This is a genomic window from Stenotrophomonas sp. YJH_SMC_25 (genome assembly GCF_059369595.1).
This window is the reverse complement of the sequence record NZ_JCAFSV010000010.1, coordinates 106,183-126,469: the sequence shown is the minus strand read 5'-3', so window position 1 is coordinate 126,469 and position 20,287 is coordinate 106,183. Positions and strand designations below refer to the sequence as shown.

Genomic DNA, 20,287 nt, shown 5'->3' with positions numbered 1-20,287 from the left:
GTGGCGCGCTTCGACAAGACCACCACACATGTTCAAGCAACTGTGGGCCACCAAGCACCCGCATGCCGCCCATGAAGAGGCCAACGGCCTGAGCCTGCGCCGCCACCTCGGCCCCTGGGGCCTGACTGCCCTCGGTATCGGCGCGGTGATCGGCGGCGGCATCTTCGTCATCACCGGCCAGGCCGCCGCCAACCACGCCGGCCCGGCCATCATGCTGTCGTTCGTACTGGCCGCCATCTGTTGCGCCTTCTGCGCACTGGCCTATGCCGAATTCGCCTCGATGGTGCCGGTCTCCGGCAGCGCCTACACCTACACCTACGCCACCTTCGGCGAGCTCTCGGCCTGGTTCATCGGCTGGATGCTGGTGCTCGAGTACGGCGTCTCCGCCTCGGCGGTCGCGGTCAGCTGGACCGGCTATTTCCTGAGCCTGCTCAGCCAGTTCGACATCCATCTACCGGCGGCGCTGGTCAGCGCCCCACTCGATGCACAGCTGCGCCCCACCGGCGCGATCGCCAACCTGCCGGCCGCTGCGCTGGTACTGCTGCTGACCTGGCTGTGCTACGTCGGCATCAGCAAGTCCTCGGCGATGAACATGGCGATGGTCGTGCTGAAGACCGGCCTGATCCTGCTGGTCATCGTGGTCGGCTGGAAGTATGTGGACACCAGCAACTGGACCCCGTTCATTCCCGCCAACGAAGGCCCCGGCAAGTACGGCATGGAAGGCGTGCTGCGTGGCGCGGCGATGGTGTTCTTCGCCTACATCGGTTTCGAAGCGGTGTCGGTGGCGGCGCAGGAATCGAAGAATCCGCAGCGTGACATGCCGTTCGGCATGATGCTGTCGCTGGTGATCTGCACCGTGCTGTACATCGCGATGGCTGCGGTGATGACCGGCCTGGTGCCGTTCCAGCTGCTCGGCACCGACGAGCCGGTGGTGACTGCCGTGGCCGCGCATCCGCAGCTGGGCTGGCTGCGCTGGGTGGTCGAGGTCGGCGCGCTGGTCGGCCTGTCCTCGGTCGTGCTGGTGATGATCATCGGCCAGCCGCGCATCTTCATGATCATGGGCCGCGACGGCCTGCTGCCGCCGGTGTTCACCAGGATCCACCCGAAGTACCGCACTCCGCACATCAACACCGTGATCACCGGCATCGGCATCGCGCTGCTGGCGGCGCTGTTCCCGCTGGACATCCTCGGCGAGCTGACCTCGATGGGCACGCTGATCGCGTTCGCCGCAGTCTGCGCCGGCGTGCTGATCCTGCGCCGTACCCAGCCGGACCTGCCGCGCCCGTTCCGCATGCCGATGGCGTGGCTGATCTGCAGCCTGGGCGTGTTGAGCTGCCTTGCCCTGCTGTCGGCGATGACGATGCACAACTGGATGCTGATGGGGGTGTGGACGTTCGTCGGTTTCGTGATCTATTTCTGCTACGGTTTCAGGCACAGCCGCCTGCGGGGTAAGTAAAGGGATTGCAGGGCCTGCGGCCCTGCACCCGCCTTTGAAGCCGGAGCAACGGCAACGGCAACAGCGGGTCTGAGGGTTTGGCGGGGAGGGGCGAGATTGCGGGGGGCGCTGCAAGTACATCCCTGTAAGCTCGGTCGCCGCATCCATGCGGCTCACGCCCCCGCAACCTCACCCCTCCCCACCTTCGACACTCTCCCTGCGCGTCCGGTGGATCCACGCCATGCGTGGATGATGGTCATTCCCAGCGACCAGGGCGCCCGACGATGATCATCTGCGGCCAAACCAGATGGTCTTCTGTATCCAGCCTGCGCCGCCCATGCAGCCCATGAAGTGCTGTGATTCTCCTTGGCGTTGACGTCCACGGTGTGGCGCTCGGTCTTTGGCATCAGCATCGTCATGTATTTGCCATCCACGTCGCATGTCTCGCCTTCCTTGCAGACGGTCAGCACCTCGATCTCCTCGGTGCGCTCGACAACGTCCATCTTCTCCGGCCACTTCTCGTTGGCCTCTGCCCTGCAGCGCCACCGCGACTCATCCAGCGGATCAGCATGATCACTGAAGCGGGCCCATTCGGTCGCACAACCGCCGCTCAACAGCGCAAGCCCCGCAGCCACGGCCATTCGCATACACGTAGCCATCTCCATCATCCTTCTCGATTTCCGGTCGCTGCACGCGCTCGTACTTTCCGTCCACGTCGTACGTGTTCTTGTCCCGCCCCCTGCTCGTCTCCAGCCTCAACGCCTGAACGGTTCGCAGAGCCAGATCATTCTCCGCTGGCCCCTGTTGCCTCGACTCCGTTGACCAGCAATCGGTCGAGCCCCTGTCGTCCGCTGCGCCGGCCCCGCCTAGCGGCGATTGAACCAGATGAGCTGCTGCTGCCAGCCGGCACCGGCCATGCAGGCATTGAACTCGCTGCTGCGGTCGGACGCGTTGACGTCCACGATGTAACTCTCCTCTTTCGGCATGGGTACCATGTTGTACTTGCCATCAATGGCGCAGACTTCATCAAGCCTGCAGGGCACCTTGCGGTCTTCGTAGACGGTGCGCGTGGCCACTTCATTCCTGACCGGCCAGTGATCGTCGGCCTGCGCCCTGCAACTCGAATGGGCGGGGCCGAATGACCGCGCACCCGCATCCATCTTCACCCATTCCATCGTGCAGCCACTGCTGGCAAGCATGATGCCAATCACCCCCATCATCCCCATCGCGCGCGCGATCATCGAAGTACTCCTTTCCTTGGCGCTCGCCGGAACTTCTGCGGCAATCCGATGATGTTTCGCGGCAAGAGGGCTGTCCACGACCGGAATCGCTTCCAGCGGGAGCTCTGCCCTCCCCATTCAGCCAGCGCTGTGCTTGCCTCGATCCAACCCCTGCGCGCCGCCTGCCAGCACACCGCTTCGCGTTGCCCACGCAACAGGCAGGAGGTCGCCGCGCGGGCCCAGCATCGGGCCGGATCACGTAAAATGCCGTCCATGGACACCACCACCTTCCCCTACGACACCGCCCGCCTGGGCGAACTGGCCCAGCTGCTGATCGACAACGTCCGCGAACTGGCCCAGGCCGGCTGGACCCCGGCCACCAGCAGCAACTTCTCCCACCGCCTGGACGATCGCCACGCCGCGATCACCGTCTCGGGCAAGGACAAGGGCCGCCTGATCGAGGACGACATCATGGTGGTGGACTTCGATGGCAAGGCCGTCGGCCGCCCGCTGCGCCCCTCCGCCGAAACCCTGCTGCACACCCAGCTGTACCGCCGCTTCCCGGAAATCGGCTGCGTACTGCACACCCATTCGCCGGTGCAGACCATTGCCTCGCGCCTGTACGCGCCGCAGGGTCATGTGCACCTGGAAGGCTACGAACTGCTGAAGGCCTTCGCCGGCAACAGCACCCACGAGATGGCCATCGACGTACCGGTGTTCGCCAACACCCAGGACATGAACGTGCTTTCGAAGCAGGTCGATGATCTGCTCGACCGCCAGAACCTGTGGGGCTACCTGATCGACGGCCACGGCCTGTACGCCTGGGGCCGTGACATGGCCGAGGCGCGCCGTCATCTGGAAGCCTTCGAATTCCTGTTCCACTGCGAACTGGAACTGCGCAAGCTGCGCGGCTGAACCCGTGCGCAGGTGCAGATGCCGATCCGGAATCTGCGCCTCGTCCCCACCCTGCTACCCTGTCTTCCCCCCGAGACGTTCAAGCTGCCGCCATGAGCCGACTGCGCATCTACGACGACACCCGCCCCGAATCGCCGCTGCTGGACACCCAGGACGGCGCGGTCATCGCTGCCGAACTGCAGAAGATCGGCGTCACCTTCGAGCGCTGGCAGGCCACCGCGCCAGTCGCGCCGGGCGCCAGCCAGGAGGAAGTGTTCGCTGCCTACCGTGCGGACATCGACCGCCTGGTCGCCGAGCGCGGCTTCAAGAGCGTGGACGTCGCCTCGATCGCCCCGGACAACCCGAACCGCGCCGAGCTGCGGAAGAAGTTCCTCGACGAGCACTTCCACAAGGAAGACGAGGTGCGCTTCTTCGTCGCAGGCTCCGGCCTGTTCACCCTGCACGTGGGTGACAAGGTCTATGAGATCGAGTGCGTGAAGGACGACCTGATCGCCGTGCCCGATGGCACCACCCACTGGTTCGACATGGGCGATGAACCGAGCTTCGTGGCGATCCGCTTCTTCACCGAGCCGGACGGCTGGGTGGGTCATTTCACCGGCACCGACATCGCGCAGAAGTTCCCCCGTTACGTACCTACCCAGGCGTCCTGATCCATGCAGCCCCGCGTCATCCTGACCGACATCGAAGGCACCACCAGCAGCATCTCGTTCGTCAAGAACGTGCTTTTCCCCTATGCCCGCAAGGCCTTGCCGGCGTTCGTCGCCGAACATGGCCAGCAGCCGGAGGTCCGCCGCTGGCTGGACGCGGTGGCTACCGAGATCGGCGGCGCCTGCCAGGACAGCCTGGTGGCCGAGACGCTGCAGGGCTGGATCGACCAGGACCGCAAGCACACCGCGCTGAAGGCGCTGCAGGGCCTGATCTGGGATGAAGGCTACCGCCGCGGCGACTACACCGCGCACTTCTACCCGGAAGTGGCGCCGGTGCTGAAGGGCTGGCACGCTGCCGGCCTGCCGCTGTACGTGTACTCCTCCGGCTCGGTGCCGGCGCAGAAGCTGTTCTTCGGTTTCAGCGATGCCGGTGACCTCAGCCCGCTGGTGTCGGGCTGGTTCGATACCGAGATCGGTGGCAAGCGCGAGGCCGACAGCTACCACCGCATCGTGCAGGCGATCGGCGTGCCGGCCGGCGAGATCGTGTTCCTGTCCGATGTGGTGGAGGAATTGGACGCCGCCCGCGAAGCCGGCCTGCAGACCCGCCTGATTGATCGCCTGGATGACTACCCGATGCCGCGCATCGGCCAGGCCGCCAACGGCCACGAGCGGGTCGAGAACTTCCAGCAGATCCAGCTGTAAAGAAGAGAGGTGTGCGGACCAACGGTCAGCACCTACCCGTCTCCGCGTCTGGTGGATGCCAACCTGGGTTGGCATGTTCCGGGTGTGCCAACCAAGGTTGGCACCTACCAAAACAGCATGTGCCGCCCTCAACGATCGAGGTGCGCGGACCAACGGTCCGCACCTACCCGGCTCCGTGTCTGGTAGATGCCAGCCTTGGGTGGCATGTTCGGGGTGTGCCAACCAAGGATGGCACCTACCCAAACAGGATGTGCCGCCCTCAACGATCGAGGTGGGCGGACCAACGGTCCGCACCTGCCCGTCTCCGCGTCTGGTAGATGCCAACCTTGGTTAGCATGTTCGGTGTGTGCCAACCAAGGTTGGCACCTGCCAATGCGGGATACGCCGCCCTCAACGATCGTTGAGGGTCTTCAGCTTCATTGCTTCGCGCAGGGTCGTCAGGTCCACCGGGCCACGCACCGCGATATCGCGGATTTCGCCCGGCAGCAGATCCAGCAGGTTGTCTTCGACCTGCACATCCAGCGCGCCGAAATCGATCCACGTCGCGCGCACGTAAGACGCGCTTTCCAGGCGCAGACGGTAGTGATCGCCTTCGATGGACAGGGTGGCCTTCAGCTTCTGCCGCGGCAACACCTGGTCCTTGGCTTCGACGAATCCGACGATCTGGCGGGCACTGACCGCCCCGTTCTGCAGCAGCTCGAACACGGCCACCGTGCGCTTCGGATCGGCACCGGCCAGCAGCTCGGCATCGCGGAAATCACCAATCGAGGTGACGCCCGCCGCCGTCAACGTCACCGCGTCCTCGCGACGACGCAGCACCTTGCCATCCACATCCATCACCCGCAGCCGCCAGCGTGCATCTCCGGCAGCGCCATCATTGATCAGGCGCACCCGCGTACTGCCCTCGTCACGCAATGCCGCCAGCGTGGCCGGCGCGAAGAAGCGCCGCGCGGCAAAGTGCAATGCCTTCCAGCGACCGAAGTAGTCCACGCTGGACCATGAAGCACCCGGCCAGACGTCGTTGAGCTGCCAGTACAGCGAGCCCATGGTGTACGGCCGCGAAGCGCGATGGTGCAACGCGGCCAGCGCGATGCCATCGGCCTGCATCACCTGGCTGAGGTAGACGAAGTCCTCGAAGTCCTTCGGCGTGCCGTAGCCCAGTTCGATGTAGTGCAGCAGGCGGCTGTTGCCCTCGCCGGCCATGAATTTCTGGTGCGCGCGGATCACCGGGCTGTCGATGCGCTGCTCGGCGCGGGTGGCGATCTGGTCAACGGTGGCCACCGACGGCCATGCCTGCAGGCCGTACTCGGACATGAAGCGCGGCGTCTCGCGCAGGTAAGCCTGCACCGGCAGCGCCGGATTACCCCAGACCTGCCAGTAGTGCTTGTCGCCACGGGTAGAGTCGTTCGCCTTTTCGCCCAGGTCGTTACTGGGCGAGCTGGACCAGTACGGCACGCCCAGTCCCTCCTCACCCACCACCCGGCGCAGGTCATTGCCGAACAGGTCGACATAGCCCTGCCAGACCTTCGCTGCAAACGCCGGGTCGGCCGCCTTCAGGTCGCGGCCGTGGCCCCAGTCCTTCCAGGCGGTTTCTTCCTCGTTGTTGCCACACCACAGCACGATGCTGGGGTGATGGCGCAGCCGGCGCACATTGTCGCGTGCCTCGGCCACCACGCTGGCACGGAAGGCCGGATCGTAGCCCGGCTGCATGCCACCACCGAACATGAAGTCCTGCCAGACCAGCAGGCCCAGTTCGTCGGCGATGTCGAAGAACGCATCGTCCTCGTAGTAGCCGCCCCCCCAGTTGCGCAGCATGTTCATGTTGGCGTCGCGTGCGGCGGTCAGCACCTGGCGCAGGCGCGCGGCGTCGACCCGTGCGGGGAAGGCATCGAACGGAATGACGTTGGCGCCCTTTGCGAAGATCTCCACGCCGTTGATGACGAAAGCGAAGCCCTGCCCGCCCTTGCCGTCTTCCTCGCGGCGCAGTTCAACCGTGCGCAGGCCGATACGCTGCTCGCGCACCAGCGCTGCATCGGCGCCATCATCCAGGCGGGCCTGCACGGTGTAGCGGTCCTGTGCACCGTGGCCGACCGGCCACCAGCGCTGCGGCTTGACCAGTTCGACCGGTACTTCGACGGCGTTCTGGCCGGGCTTCAGCAGCACCGTGCGCTGCACCTGGGCCACGCTGCGACCCTGCGGATCGCGCACATTCACATGGACCACCGCAGAACCGGCCGCCGCGCCCTGCTCCATCTCCAGCAGCACGGCCAGCTTCGCCTGCTCCGCGCTCAATGCATCGGTACGCACGGCAAGATCGGTCAGGCGGTGCGCATCCCAGGCCTGCAGGTCGACCCCGCGCCACACGCCGGCGGTGACATAGCGCGGGCCCCAGTCCCAGCCGAAGTGATAGGCCGGCTTGCGCGCGAAGTTGCCGACCATCGCGTCCTTGGGCTCATCGCCATAGGGCGAAGGATAGTTGCCGGCGATCTTGTGCGGCATCGCCTGTACACCGGGAAGTAGTGTGCGGATTGGTGAACGGAACACGATCTGCAGTTCATTGCCATTCGCGCGCAGGCGCCCGTCCACGCGCGCACGCCAGGTGCGGTGCGCGTTGTCCGCGCGCAGCAGCCGCCTGCCGTTGAGGCTGACTTCGGCATAGGTATCCAGCCCATCGAAGCGCAGCTCGGCATTGGGCTTGGCCAGTGTCGCCGCATCCACGTCGAAGCGGGCGCGGTACTCCCAGGCAGCCAGCCCGATCCATTGCAGCTCTGCCTCAGGCGCACCGACGTACGGATCGCGGATCAGCGCATGGGCGAGCAGGTCGGTGTGCACGCTGCCCGGCACCTTCGCCGCACGCCACTGCTGCAGGCCCGGGTGGGCGGCGCCCTGCGCATCGCCGGGCAGCATGCGGAATTCCCATCGCGCCTGCAGCGGGGCTGCAGTTGCCGGGAAGGCGGAGACTGCGATCAGCAGCAGGAGCAGACGGACAACGAGGGAAAGACGATGCACGCGGAGCTCCTGTTTTTCCGCCGGGCGTCGCCCGGCGCTACCGATTCCGGATTGCCAGGCATGGCCTGGCAATACTGCCTTCGAACGATCTTCAGCGCACCACGTCCAACACTTCGTAGCACGCGCCCATGGTGTGGTAATCCACCTTGCCGGCCGGGCTCTTCTCGTCGCTGTACTTGCGGTTGTCGGCATCAAGGATGCGGAACCAGGCACCGTACTGGTGGTCGACGAAGTACTCCCACGAGTACGCCCAGATGCGTTCGTACCACTGCCAGTAGCGGTCATCACCGGTGCGCTTGGCCATCAGTGCGGCGGTGGCCAGCGTTTCGGCCTGCACCCAGAAATACTTGTCGTCGTCGCAGACGAAGCTGTCGCCACCGATCGGCGCACCGTCCATGCCCGGCTGTCGGCGCGTTTCCGGTGCGAAACCGTAGTACAAGCCACCGCGCGCTTCGTCCCAGCTGCGCGCCACGGCCACATCGAACAGGTGCTGCGCGGTCGGCACCAGCCAGTCGGCCTGCACGTGGCGATCAAGGATCAGCAACAGCTTGGCCCATTCTGTCTGGTGGCCGGGCTGGAAGCCCCATGGACGGAACAGGTGCTTGGGGTCGTCCAGGTTGTAGTCCCAGTCGATCTCCCAGTTCTCATCGTAGTGCTCCCAGACCAGCCCGCCGGCCTTGGCCGCCTGGCGGCGGGTCATGTTGTCGGCCAGCCGCAGCGCACGCTCGACATAGCGCTGCTCACCACTGGACTCGAACGCCGCCAGCATCGCCTCGCACATGTGCATGTTGGCGTTCTGGCCGCGATAGCCGGTGAAGTTCCACTGGCCGTCGGCCTCGTCCTTGTACAGGCCGTGCTGTGGCTCCCAGAAGCGCGCTTCCAGCAGCTGCCAGGTCTCGTCCATCCACACACGCGCCTGTTCGATACCGGCCTTCAGCGCGCAACTGTAGGCCAGCAGCACGAACGCCACGCCGTAGCAGTGGTTCATGTCGTCCTCGACCTTGCCATCACGCAGGGTCCAGGCGTAGCCACCGGTGGCCGGGTTGCGGTGCACCTCGCGCAGGTAGCGCACGCCGTGCTCGACCGCCTCGCGGTACTCGGCATTGCCGAATTCGCGGTAGGCCATCGCGTAGTTGAAGACGAAGCGCGTGCTGCTCACCAGGTGGCGGTGGCTGGCATCGTAGACGCTGCCGTCATCCCGGAAGTAGTGGAAGAAGCCGCCGTCCGGATCGATGCAGCGCGGATGGTAGAACGCCATGGTATCGGCGATGTGCGCGCGCAGGAACGCGGGCGAACGGAAATCGGGCGAGGTGCTCATGCGGTAATGTCCTGGGCCTGCAGCAGCTGCTGCACTTCATCGAGCGAGGGCATTGCGGCGAACGCGCCCTTGCGGGTAACAGCCAGCGCCCCCACGGCGGCGCCGAAACGCAGCGTGGCGGTGATCGCCTCCGGGTCCTGGCAGAACGCAGCGAAACCAGCGCCCGCCCCACCGCGCTCCAGCAGGCCGACCAGCACGCCACCGACGAAGGCATCGCCCGCCGCCGTGGTGTCGACCGTGGCCACGCGGAAACTGGTGACCGTGCCGTGGTTGTCGCGGGTGTACCAGTGCAGTGTGGCCGCACCGTCGGTGACGATCACCCAGCGCGCCTGCGCGGCCAGCAGGCGCCGCAGCACCGTCGCCTCGCCGTCACTGCCCAGCGGCGCGGCCAGGTAGTCCAGCTCCTCGCGCGACAGCTTCACCAGATCGGCGCGTTCCAGCGCCTGCCACAGGCGCGGCGTCGGATCCTCGTTCGCCGGCCACAGCGCGGGACGCAGGTTCAGATCGAGGCTGACCACCGCTCCGGCCGCACGTGCACGGTCCATGCCGGCAAAGGTCGCCTCGGCGATGCCCGGCTCGGTCAGGCTGTTGGAGCAGACGTGGAAGCACTGCGCGCTGTCGAAGCAGGCGGCCTGGAAATCGCTGTCACGGAACAGCAGGTCGGCGGCCGGCGGGCGGTAGAAGCTGAAGCTGCGCTCGCCACTGGCGTCGAGGGCGACGAAGGCCAGCGCGGTCTTCGCCGCATCGGTACGCACGATGTAATCCGTGCCCACGCCGTGCTCGACCAGGCTGTCGGCCAGGAAGTCACCGAACATGTCACGGCCGAGCATGCCGACGAACTGGGTCTTCGCGCCCAGCCGCGCAGCGGCCACGGCAACGTTGGCCGGCGCACCGCCGGCGTACTGCAGGAACGCCCGCGGCGTATCGGCCGAGGCCGGCGGCTGCGCTAGTAGATCGATCAAAATTTCGCCGAAGCAAACGATGGAACCCATTCCGGACTCAGCCTCCCTGCGTTGCGGAAGCCGGCGTACGTGCGCCGACCAGTCCGTAGAAAATGATGTAGCCGTAGCACAGCAGCGGCAGGATGAAGCTGGCCTGCACACCGATGTGGTCGGCCAGCACACCCTGCAGGTACGGCACCACCGCACCGCCGACGATGGCCATGATCAGCAGGCTGGAACCCTTGTTGGTCAGCGGGCCCAGGCGCTCGATGCTCAGCGCGAAGATGGTCGGGAACATGATCGAGTTGAACAGGCCGATCGCCACCACCGAGTACAGCGCGATGTTGCCGGAGGTCAGCATGGTCGTGACCAGCAGCCCCACGTTGACCAGCGCGAAGATCGCCAGCAGGCGGCTGGGCGAGAAGCGCGCCAGCAGCGCCGAGCCGGCGAAGCGGCCGATCATCGCCATCGTCCAGTAGGCCGACACGTAATGCGTGGCTTCCTGCTCGCTGAAGCCGCCGATGTTGGGCATCGACAGGTAGTTGACCAGGAAGCTGCCGATCGAAACTTCGGCACCGACGTAGAAGAAGATGCCCAGCACACCCAGCAGCAGGTGGCGCTTGCGCAGCGCATCCAGGTAGCTGTGGTGGTGGCCCTTGTCGGCCTGCTCGGTGGCGTCGCTCAGTGCCGGCAGGCGGAACAGGTATACGAACAGCGCCAGCAGCACCAGCGCAACGGCCAGCCCCACGTACGGGCCCTGCACGGCCTGCGCCTCGGCGGCACGGTAGGCCAGCTGTTCGGCGGCCGGCAGTGCCGCGATGTCATCGGCACTCTTCACCGTGTTGGACAGGATCAGCATGCCGCCGAAGATCGGGGCGATGGCCGTGCCCAGCGAGTTCAGTGCCTGCGCCAGGGTCAGGCGACTGGAGCTGGTCTGCTCCGGGCCCAGCAGCGCGACGTAGGGGTTCGCAGCAACCTGCAGCACGGTGATGCCGGTGGCCAGAACGAACAGTGCGCCCAGGAAGGCGCCATACACGCGCAGCTCGGCCGCCGGCCAGAAGCCCAGCGCGCCGATACCGGCAATCACCAGGCCGGCCACGATGCCCTTCTTGTAACCCAGCGCCGCCACCAGCCGACCCGCCGGCAGCGACATCAGGAAATAGGTGCCGAAGAAGGTGAACTGCACCAGCATCGCCTTGGCGTAGTTCAGCTCGAACACCGCCTTCAGGTGCGGGATCAGGATGTCATTGAGGCAGGTCAGGAAGCCCCACATGAAGAAGATCGTGGTGACCACGGCCAGCGCCTTGCCGTTGGTGACGGCAGGTGCGTTGCCCGAAGATCCCGTTGGACGGGGCGTTGCGGAGATCGGCATGCGGTACGCGCCTCGATGCGCGGAAGGTCGTTGTTGCGTGGAAGGGGTGTATGGAATAAATCAGTTCGGTCGTGCGGCACTGCTTTCGCGGATGCGCAACTGCACCGGCGCGACCGTGCGCCGTGGCGGCGCGTCCGGTTCGTCCAGTCGTTGCAGCAGCAGCGCCGCAGCTTGCCGGCCCCGCTCGCGCGGATCGGCGGTGAGCGTGGTCAACGGCGGCACCGCCACCGCAGCCTCGGAAATATCGTCGAAGCCGGTAACGGCAAAGTCACCTCCCGGACGGATGCCCCGTGAATTCAAGCCCAGCATCAGGCCCAGCGCGACGGTGTCGTTGTAGCAGACCGCCGCACTCGGCCGATGGCCATCGGCAAACAGCTCATCGGTGCGCGCAGCGGCTTCCAGACGGTTCGGCGCCGACTCGATCATCCAGCCCGGCGGCAGCGACAGACCGGCCTCGGCCAGCGCCTGCTGGAAACCGGCACGGCGCTGGTGGCACGAGCTCGATGCAGCGTGGCCGCCGAAGAAGGCGATCTGGCGATGGCCGCGCTCGATCAGGTGACGCGTGGCCAGATAGGCGCCGTGCTGGTTGTCCAGGGTCAGGAAGTCCCAGTCGGCCCCTTCCAGTTCGCGGTTGAACAGCAGCACGTTGGCATTGGCACCCAGTGCCTGTCGCAACTGCACGGTATCGCTGCCCTCGGCCGGCGACAGGATCAGGCCGGCCGGGGTGTGCTCCATCAACGTGGACAGCACCGCCTGCTGGCGCTCCGGCGATTCGCCAGTGCTGCCGAGCAGGGTCACGTAGCCGCGTCCGCCCAGCGCCTCGTCCACGCCGGACGCGAATTCGGCGAAGAACGGGTTGGAAAGATCGTTGATCACCAGCGCGATGCTCGACGAGGTACGCCGGCGCAGGTTGGCGGCAGCGCGGTTGTAGACATAGCGCTGCCGGCGCAGCTCGGCCTCGACCTTGGCACGGGTATCGACGTTGACCAGCGGGCTGCCGCGCAACACCAGCGACACGGTCGCCCGTGACACGCCGATGGCACGCGCGATGTCGGTCACCGTCACTGCCTTGCCGGCGCGCTTGCTGGGACTGCTGCCGTTGTCGTTCATCGTCTTCCCGGACTCCGCTGGAGGCTCAAGCCTAATGGATCAGGGCCGTGTCGTGCCGTGCCGTTCGCTGGGTCACCGCGAACGGCACAGTCCGGCTCAGCGCAGCTGGCTGCCCGGTGCCGCGCACCAGGACACCGGCAGGTCCTTCACCGCCGTACCCCAGCCCTGCTCCGGCGCCTTCGCGTCAAGCGCGAACTGCAGGCGCGGGCCCTGCTGCAGCTGGTTCCAGTCCAGCCAGACCGGCGCATGCGCCTGGCCATCGACCTGCACGCCCTGAACGTACTGCAGGCGGCGGCCATCGGCACCCGGCGCGTCGATGCGCAGCGTCCGGCCATTGCCCATGTCCAGTTCCACCTTGCTGAAGCGCGGGGTGTGCAGCAGGAACTGGCCGCTGCCCGGCACCGCCGGATACACGCCGATGGCGCTGAAGAGATACCAGGCCGACATCGTGCCGAGGTCGTCGTTGCCGGTCACGCCATTGGGCGCATTGGTGAACAACTGCTGCGCGGCACGCACTACGGCCGCGGTCTTCCACGGCTGGCCGATCAGCGTGTACAGCCACGGCGAGTGCAGGTCGGGCTCGTTGTTCGGGTTGTAGCGGAACTGGTTGTAGTAGCTGTACGGCCCGACCACCCACTCCTTGCGGGCGGCATTGAGCGGATCGGCCTGCAGCGCGTCCATCGCGAAGAACGCGTCGAGGCGGCGGCCGGCCTGTTCGCGGCCCTGCATCGCTTCGACCAGCCCCGGCACGTCCTGCTGCGCCAGCCACTGGTACTGCCACGCCGTGCCCTCATGGAAACCGTGGTGCGAACGCGGACTGTAGTGGCCATCGGCCGGGGTGTACCACTGGCCATCCTCGGTGCGCGGGCGCGGGAAACCGGTGAAGCCGGTCTCGGCGTCGCGCACCTGCGGGTCCCACACCTTGCGCCAGTTGCGGCCGCGCTCACGCAGCGTCGCCGCGTCCTGCGCATGGCCGAGGCCATCGGCCATCTGCGAAAGCGCACAGTCGGCCAGTGCGTATTCCAAGGTAGCCGAACCGCCGTGGTGCGGATCGACGTCCATGCCCTTGGACGGGAACGCGCGGTCGTAGACCACATAGCCCTTGTCCAGGTAGGTCGGGTTGCCGGAACGGCCGGCCATGCGTGAGTTCAGCGGCGGCGTGCCGAAGGCATTGCGGCGCAGCGCATCCCAGGCCTGCGATTCACGGCCCTTGAGCGCACCGAAGCGCCACAGGTCGACCATGAACGGGGTGACAGGGTCGCCGGTCATGATGTTGGTCTCGAAGTTGGCATAGCCCCAGCGCGGCAGCCAGCCGCCCTGCTCGTCGATCGCCAGCAGGGTACGGCCGATGTCGCGCGCCACGTCCGGGCGGGTCAGCGCCAACCACTGGTTCTGCGCGCGGTAGGTATCCCACAGCGAGAAGTACTCGTAGTAGGTCCAACCATCGGCACGGTGGATGCCATCGTCATAGCCGCGGTAGCGGCCGTCGGCGTCGTTGCCGGTCATCGGCTGCAGCAGCGCGTGGTAGACAGCGCTGTAGAACACGGCGCGGTCGTCGGCGGTGCCGCCCTGCACGCGCACCCGGCCCAGCTGCTCGCGCCACGACTGCTGGGACAGCGCACGCATCCGGTCGAAACCGAGCAGCGCGCCGCCCTGCATGCCTTCCGCGCGCAGGTTGATGCGCGCGCCTTCGGCATCCACATGCGAGATCGCGCTGACCGCCGTTACCGACTGGCCCTTGGCCAGGTCGAAGCTGAGCCAGGCACCGTTCGGCTTCTGTTCGCCTTCCATGCTGTGGCGCGCGCCCGGCAGGCCGCCGCCCTCGCCCCAGGTGCCATGCGCCTTGAACGGGCGGTCGAACTCGATGCGGAACCAGGTGGTGTACTGATGGCCGCCGCAGAAACTTTTGGTCACCAGCTTGCCCTCGACCACGCGGTCGCCGACCACATCGACCACGCTGCCGATCACCGAGTGGCGTTCGTTGGCCTGGCCAACATTGACCAGCACGTGGCCCTCGCCCTGGCGCTGGCTGAAGGTGTAGCGCTCGGCCGCGGCACGTGTACGCGCGGTGGCCTCGGCATCGATGCCGCCGTAGCTGATCAGGCGCACCTTGTAATAGCCGGCCTGGCCGATCTCGCCGTCATGCGTGTACGAAGCGGCATAGGTCTTGTGGTTGAAGTTCTTGGCATCAGCAGTATCGAAATCGCCGCCCGGACCGATGCTGCCGGTGACCGGCAGGATCGACACCTGCCCGCCCTGCTCCCAGCAACCGGCGCCGGAGATGAAGGAGTGGCCGAAACCGCGGATCTTCTCGTCGTCGTAGCGCCAGCCCGAATAGTGGCTGCCGATCGGGCTGACCTGGATCAGGCCGAACGGTGCCGATGCGCCGGGGAAGGTATTGCCGTCGTCCTTGCTGCCGATGAAGGTGTTGACCTCGCGTTCCAGCGCCGCCGGTGCGGCCTGCAGCAGCATCGGCATGGCCGAAAGCGCCAGCAGACAGGCCAGGCGCGCCAGCGGGCGGGAGGACAATGGGACGGCGGGAGCGGACGGCACTGGACGCATGTCGGGTTCCTGTAGTCGATGACGCGGAGGCAGACGGCCGGGATCGTTCGGCACCGTTCCGCTGAGCCCTGCCCTGCAGAGAGCTCCCCCTGGAATGACGTCCGACCCACCAGACCGTGGATTTAGATCGATTCAAGTAGAGCATGCGGATTCAGCCGAATGCATTCTGCGGCGCAGCATGAGAGGGGGTGTTCGGCAGGGCTGCGCCCTGCACCTGCCGAAGCCGAAGCCGAAGCCGAAGCAACAGCAAAAGCCGACTATCCGTGGGATGGCGGGGTGGGTCCGGTTGCGGCGGACGCCGTAAACCCGTCCTTGGGGGCTTGGCCGCGGCATCCATGCCGCGGACACCCCCGCAACCGGACCCACCCCGCCTTCGACAGATTTCCGCGATCTGTGGATCCACGCCATGCGTGGATGAATCTCTGTCGGATAACGAAATCGATTGGGGTCAGATCCGTTTTCCAAAGGAAAACGGATCTGACCCCATGACCCCACGCAATTCCAGGACCCATCCAACCGTCACCGGGAAACTGTCAAAGGCGGGGCGGTGTGGGCTGGCAGGACCGTTGGCGCCATGGATGGCGCCATCGAGCCCCCAGCGACGGGTTTACGGCGTGTCCACCGCCCTGCCAAACCAGCAGAAAACCAGAGCCGCTTTGGCTTTGGCTTTGGGTTGTTGCCGGCCAGCGGCCGGCACACCGCGGGTGCAGGGCGCAGCCCTGCCGACCCACCCTCCCCTGCGCACGAAAACGATTTCACTGGTTTCAGCAAACCGTCATCCCTTCGCCACGCCAGTACCATATTGCGGAGCAGCATGCGCCCACGGGCGACCCATGCTAAAAAACGCCCGCCCATCGCTTAGATCGATCCAAGACGACATTGCGATGGCCGGGAGTTGGGGGAGCGGCAACAGGACGTACCAGGCCACGCGTACGGTGCAACTGCCACTGCATGGCGATAGCGACAATGTCACTTCAAATTAGATCGATTCAAGTTGTCCGTGCCACGTCACCGGATCAATCCAGGAGAGAGGGAGAGATGGGAATGAAGCATTCAACACGTACGCATGGCCAGGACGCATTGTCGCTGGCCGTCGCGCTGGCCTTGGCCGCCGCCGTCGTTCCGGCCGGCGCCGCCGCGCAGCAGGCAACCACCAGCGGCTCGCAGGAAGCCACCAACCTGGACAGCGTCCAGGTCACCGGCTACCGCTACGCCATCGAAAAGAGCCTTGAGCAGAAGCGCGACGCCAACGCCGTGGTCGAAGTGATCACCGCCGAGGACGTCGGCAAGTTCCCCGACAAGAACGTGGCCGACGCACTGCAGCGCGTGCCCGGCGTGGTCATCACCCGCAGCGGTGGTGAAGGCAAGAGTGTCAGCGTGCGCGGCCTTGCGCCGGACCTGACCCTGACCCAGTTGAATGGCAACTACGTGGCCACGTCGGAAACCAACGACGAAGCCACCCGCTCGTTCAACTACACCCTGCTGCCGTCGAACATGCTGTCCAGCGCCGAGCTGTTCAAGTCGCCGGAAGCACGCATCGACGAAGGCGGCATCGGCGGTACGGTCATCCTGCACACCCGCCGTCCGCTGGACATGGAGTCCAACTCGGGCTTCGTCACGCTTGAGGGCACCTCCTCCGATACCCACCACGATATCGACCCGCAGGCCTCGGCCCTGTATTCGTGGCACAGCAAGGATGAGCGTTTCGGCGTGCTGGTCGGCGTGACGCAGCAGAAGCGCACGACCCGTACCATGGAAGCCAGCACCGAGGACTACCAGTGGTACGGCGCCGGCAAGGCACGCGACGCCTATGGCAACGTGCAGCAGCAGGATGGCATCCACTACTGGTGGGGCAAGTCCGGCTTCAACAACCAGACCGGCGGCAACTACAGCGATTTCTTCATGCCGACCTCGGTCAACTTCGCCGTGAAGGAAGAAAAGCGCGAGCGCAAGGGCGGCCAGCTGACCTTCCAGTTCAAGCCGGTCGACAACGTCACGATGACCGCCAACTACTTCCGCTTCGAGCTGCAGGGTGACTACACCCAGAACATGCTGAAGATTCCGGAATGGAGCATGGCCCGCTTCAACGGCGATGGAAACTGGGCCGGCGGCCGCCTGCTCAACGGCCTGGATTTCGACCCCAGCGGCAACACCGTCACCGGTGCCCAGTTCGAAAAGCTGGCCGGAAAGACCTACTACTGCAGCGAAGACCAGGCCAAGGCCGCCGGCCTCAAGCCCGGCGGCTGGGGCCCGGACGACTGCACGATTCCGACACCGCAGCTGACCGGTGGCTACAGCAAGGAAAAGGCGCTGTCGCAGACCGCCGACCTGACCATCGACTGGGACATCAGCCCGCTGTGGAAGGCCTCGTTCACCGGTGGCCGCACCTGGTCTGAAGGTGGTCCGTCGATGAACTTCCGCATGTCGGCCAAGCCGCGCCGCAAGGTCGGCAACGACTACCTGTCCGGTAACCAGTACAGCGCATGGGACCTGACCGGCACGCCGTCTGCCACCTTCTCGCCCGACCTGCAGCAGCAGCTGATGAACGGCATCGCCGAAGTCGACACCGGCTCGACCGATTCGTCGTGGAAGCGCACCGAGGTCAAGCAGAACTACTTCCAGGCCGACGTGACCAAGCTGTTCGAGTCCGGTTGGCTGGATTCGATCCAGTTCGGTGCCAAGTACCGTGATGGCAAGGTCCACCGCAACACCGGCAACACCTACTGGGTATGCCCGGGCCGTGACCCGGCCGACTATGACAACAGCCGCTACCAGAGTGGCTGCGATCCGACTGCCGGCGATGCGCAGCCCGGCTTCTTCCTGTCGAACCCGATCAGCAACATTGCCGGTGGCTTCAATGCCAACGTGTTCCCGGGCATCAACTACCCGGCGTACATCGACTATCTGAACAAGACCTACGGTGGTTCGCACAACCGTACCGAGGAAGACTTCGTCTACAACGTCAACGAGAAGATCTACTCCAGCTACTTCCAGGCCAACTTCCGCACCGAGCGCCTGCGCGGCAATGTCGGCGTGCGTGTGGTGCGCACCAAGCAGTTCGCGCAGTCTTCCGACTCGATCGAGAAGTTCAACGACTACTTCCTGGACAACGCGTCCGGCGCGCCGATGGCGTGCACCGATCCCGCCGCTGCGGCCTACCCGACCTACAGCTGCGAGAGCGGCTTCGTGCGCCTGCCGCATGACCTGGCGCAGAGCAAGACCTACAGCCTGATCGGCGTGGACCGCACCTACACCGACGTGCTGCCGAGTTTCAACATTGCATGGGACATCACCGACACGCTGGTGCTGCGTGGTGCCGCATCGAAGGTGATCGCCCGCCCTGGCTACACCGATATCGCAGCACCGGGCGCGCTGAGCTACTACAGCGAGGAGTACGTCAATGATCGCCGCGTTGCCGGTGGCGCATCGACCGCAGGCTGGGTCGGCCAGGGCAGCAACAAGCAGCTGGAGCCGTTCAAGGCCACCCAGTTCGACCTGGGCCTGGAGTGGTACTTCCAGCCTGGCGCGGTCGCCGGCGTCAGCCTGTTCCGCAAGAACGTGGACAACTTCACCCTGCCGGTGGTGCGCGACACGCCCATGGTCATCAACGGTGAAGCGGTGAACGTGCAGCGCTACGAGACCCAGGCCAATGGCCGCGATGGTGTGTCGCAGGGCGTCGAGCTGTATGGCCAGTACACCTTCGATTTCGGCTTCGGCGTGCAGGCCAACTACACCTACAACGACACCAACCTGGCTTCCATTGTTCTGGACGGGCAGGAAATCGGCTCCTCGCCGCTGGTCGGCAGCGCCAAGAACCAGGCCAACGTGACGGTCTTCTACGAGAACGAGAAGTTCCTCGCGCGCGCCTCGTTCAACCGTCGCGGCCAGGTGGTCGGTGGGCTCAACAATGGCCTCACCGTCTACACCGAGCCGTATGACCAGCTGGACCTGAACGTGGCCTACAACCTGACTCCGGACTGGACCCTGACCGCCTCGGTGATCAATGCCACCAAGTCCGAGCAGCGCGTGCACCTGGGAAGCGACACCAAGGCACGCCTGGTCTCCAATACCTATGCAGGCCGCCAGCTGTACTTCGGCGCTACCTGGAAGTTCTAAGGCAACACCGGGTTGCCCGGGCGCGCCCCGGTGCAACCCACGCCCCGCCCTGGCGGGGACGTTCCTCCACGGCAGCCGCGCTGGTACAGGTGGCTGCCGTTTTTTTTGTCGGCGCCTTGCCTTTCGTTCAGCCCGGCGCTTGACCCTGACATCGTTGGAAGGTGCACACTGACTCCACCCCAAGAGCACCGAAGGAGCTACAGATGGAATTCCATGTCGATGGCATGACCTGCGGCGGCTGCGCGCGCAGCGTGACCCGTGCGATCCAGCAGATCGATCCCAACGCCAGCGTGGTCGCCGACCCGCCGACCGGCCTGGTCAAGGTGCAGACCACCGCATCGCAGGAAGACGTCTTCGCCGCAGTGAACGACGCAGGCTTCCCGCCGCGTACTGCCTGATCCCCTACCCCGTCTCACACAGGAAAGCCCGCCCGGTGCCGCTGCACCCGGCGGGCTTTTTCATGCATGCGATATCGAGTCAATGCTTGTGCGTACGCCGCCGCACCGCACCGGTCTTCGCGGTATCGACCGGCACCGGCGTCTGATCGTCCTCACCCAGCCGCTGCAGGATCGGGCACTCCGGCCGCTCGTCGCCGGCACAACAACTGATCAGCGATTTCAGCGTGTCGGCCATCTGCCGCATGTGCTCGATGCGCTGTTCAAGATCGGCAATGTGCTGTTCGGCCAGGTGCTTCACGTCGGCACTGTGCCGCGAGGTGTCATTCCAGAGGCCCAGAAGATCAGTGATCTCGGCCACCTGGAAGCCAAGATCGCGCGCGCGGCGGATGAAACGCAGGCGGTGGATGTCCGCCTGCGAATACGCCCGGTAGCCCGACTCGGTTCTATCAGCTGCGGGAATCAGGCCGATCTGTTCGTAGTAGCGGATCATCTTCGCCGACACGCTGGAGGCCTTGGCAGCTTCACCGATGTTCATGCGGATC

At 65.7% G+C, this 20,287-nt stretch carries 15 protein-coding genes; 6 read left to right on the top strand and 9 right to left on the bottom strand.

Annotated features, from left to right (window positions below):
- The first annotated feature begins 28 nt into the window (after positions 1–28).
- A complete protein-coding gene (locus AC5P7E_RS15030; protein WP_005409455.1) occupies positions 29–1,456 on the top strand; it encodes an amino acid permease in 1,428 nt (475 codons plus the stop codon).
- 152 nt (positions 1,457–1,608) lie between these two features.
- On the opposite strand, the gene AC5P7E_RS15025 is transcribed toward AC5P7E_RS15030, so the two are convergent.
- Positions 1,609–2,103 (bottom strand): hypothetical protein, encoded by a 495-nt coding sequence (locus tag AC5P7E_RS15025; protein ID WP_227415210.1) that lies wholly within the window; start codon positions 2,101–2,103, stop codon positions 1,609–1,611.
- A 198-nt stretch (positions 2,104–2,301) separates the two neighbouring features.
- Positions 2,302–2,676, bottom strand: a complete 375-nt coding sequence (locus tag AC5P7E_RS15020; protein ID WP_005413186.1) for a hypothetical protein — start codon at positions 2,674–2,676, stop codon at positions 2,302–2,304.
- Positions 2,677–2,928: 252 nt separating this feature from the next.
- Here AC5P7E_RS15020 and AC5P7E_RS15015 point away from each other — a divergent pair, with 252 nt between their 5' ends.
- The 3 genes from AC5P7E_RS15015 (at position 2,929) to mtnC (ending at position 4,919) form a co-directional block, all read left to right on the top strand.
- Positions 2,929–3,570, top strand: a complete 642-nt coding sequence (locus tag AC5P7E_RS15015) for a methylthioribulose 1-phosphate dehydratase (protein ID WP_032966041.1) — start codon at positions 2,929–2,931, stop codon at positions 3,568–3,570.
- A gap of 92 nt (positions 3,571–3,662) precedes the next feature.
- Positions 3,663–4,220 carry a 1,2-dihydroxy-3-keto-5-methylthiopentene dioxygenase gene (locus tag AC5P7E_RS15010; protein WP_005409451.1) on the top strand — a complete coding sequence of 186 codons (558 nt, stop codon included), beginning with the start codon at positions 3,663–3,665 and terminating at the stop codon, positions 4,218–4,220.
- A 3-nt stretch (positions 4,221–4,223) separates the two neighbouring features.
- The gene (gene mtnC, locus AC5P7E_RS15005; protein ID WP_099497644.1) at positions 4,224–4,919 is read left to right on the top strand and encodes an acireductone synthase; all 696 of its coding nucleotides are present in this window, start codon (positions 4,224–4,226) and stop codon (positions 4,917–4,919) included.
- A 390-nt stretch (positions 4,920–5,309) separates the two neighbouring features.
- Here mtnC and AC5P7E_RS15000 read toward each other — a convergent pair whose 3' ends face one another.
- The 6 genes from AC5P7E_RS15000 to AC5P7E_RS14975 form a co-directional block, all read right to left on the bottom strand.
- On the bottom strand, positions 5,310–7,928 hold the full coding sequence (locus AC5P7E_RS15000) for a beta-mannosidase (protein ID WP_114618761.1): 2,619 nt from the start codon (positions 7,926–7,928) through the stop codon (positions 5,310–5,312).
- A 91-nt stretch (positions 7,929–8,019) separates the two neighbouring features.
- Positions 8,020–9,246: an AGE family epimerase/isomerase gene (locus tag AC5P7E_RS14995; RefSeq protein ID WP_495222853.1), complete on the bottom strand. Its 1,227-nt coding sequence runs from the start codon at positions 9,244–9,246 to the stop codon at positions 8,020–8,022.
- Entirely contained in the window at positions 9,243–10,238 is a 996-nt protein-coding gene (locus tag AC5P7E_RS14990; RefSeq protein ID WP_043035615.1) for a carbohydrate kinase family protein, read from the bottom strand. Before AC5P7E_RS14990 ends, AC5P7E_RS14995 begins: the two co-directional genes overlap by 4 nt.
- A gap of 7 nt (positions 10,239–10,245) precedes the next feature.
- The gene (gene fucP / locus AC5P7E_RS14985; RefSeq protein ID WP_062605907.1) at positions 10,246–11,559 is read right to left on the bottom strand and encodes an L-fucose:H+ symporter permease; all 1,314 of its coding nucleotides are present in this window, start codon (positions 11,557–11,559) and stop codon (positions 10,246–10,248) included.
- A gap of 60 nt (positions 11,560–11,619) precedes the next feature.
- Entirely contained in the window at positions 11,620–12,669 is a 1,050-nt protein-coding gene (locus tag AC5P7E_RS14980; RefSeq protein WP_005413180.1) for a LacI family DNA-binding transcriptional regulator, read from the bottom strand.
- Positions 12,670–12,765: 96 nt separating this feature from the next.
- Positions 12,766–15,231: a GH92 family glycosyl hydrolase gene (locus tag AC5P7E_RS14975; protein WP_065183914.1), complete on the bottom strand. Its 2,466-nt coding sequence runs from the start codon at positions 15,229–15,231 to the stop codon at positions 12,766–12,768.
- A gap of 1,038 nt (positions 15,232–16,269) precedes the next feature.
- On the opposite strand from AC5P7E_RS14975, the gene AC5P7E_RS14970 reads away from it, so the two are divergent.
- Together AC5P7E_RS14970 and AC5P7E_RS14965 are read left to right on the top strand one after the other, a co-directional pair.
- A complete protein-coding gene (locus AC5P7E_RS14970) occupies positions 16,270–19,347 on the top strand; it encodes a TonB-dependent receptor (protein ID WP_114618760.1) in 3,078 nt (1,025 codons plus the stop codon).
- Between the two features lie 203 nt (positions 19,348–19,550).
- The gene (locus AC5P7E_RS14965; protein WP_005409441.1) at positions 19,551–19,745 is read left to right on the top strand and encodes a heavy-metal-associated domain-containing protein; all 195 of its coding nucleotides are present in this window, start codon (positions 19,551–19,553) and stop codon (positions 19,743–19,745) included.
- A 79-nt stretch (positions 19,746–19,824) separates the two neighbouring features.
- Here AC5P7E_RS14965 and cueR read toward each other — a convergent pair whose 3' ends face one another.
- Positions 19,825–20,280: a Cu(I)-responsive transcriptional regulator gene (cueR, locus tag AC5P7E_RS14960; RefSeq protein WP_005409440.1), complete on the bottom strand. Its 456-nt coding sequence runs from the start codon at positions 20,278–20,280 to the stop codon at positions 19,825–19,827.
- Positions 20,281–20,287: the final 7 nt, after the last annotated feature.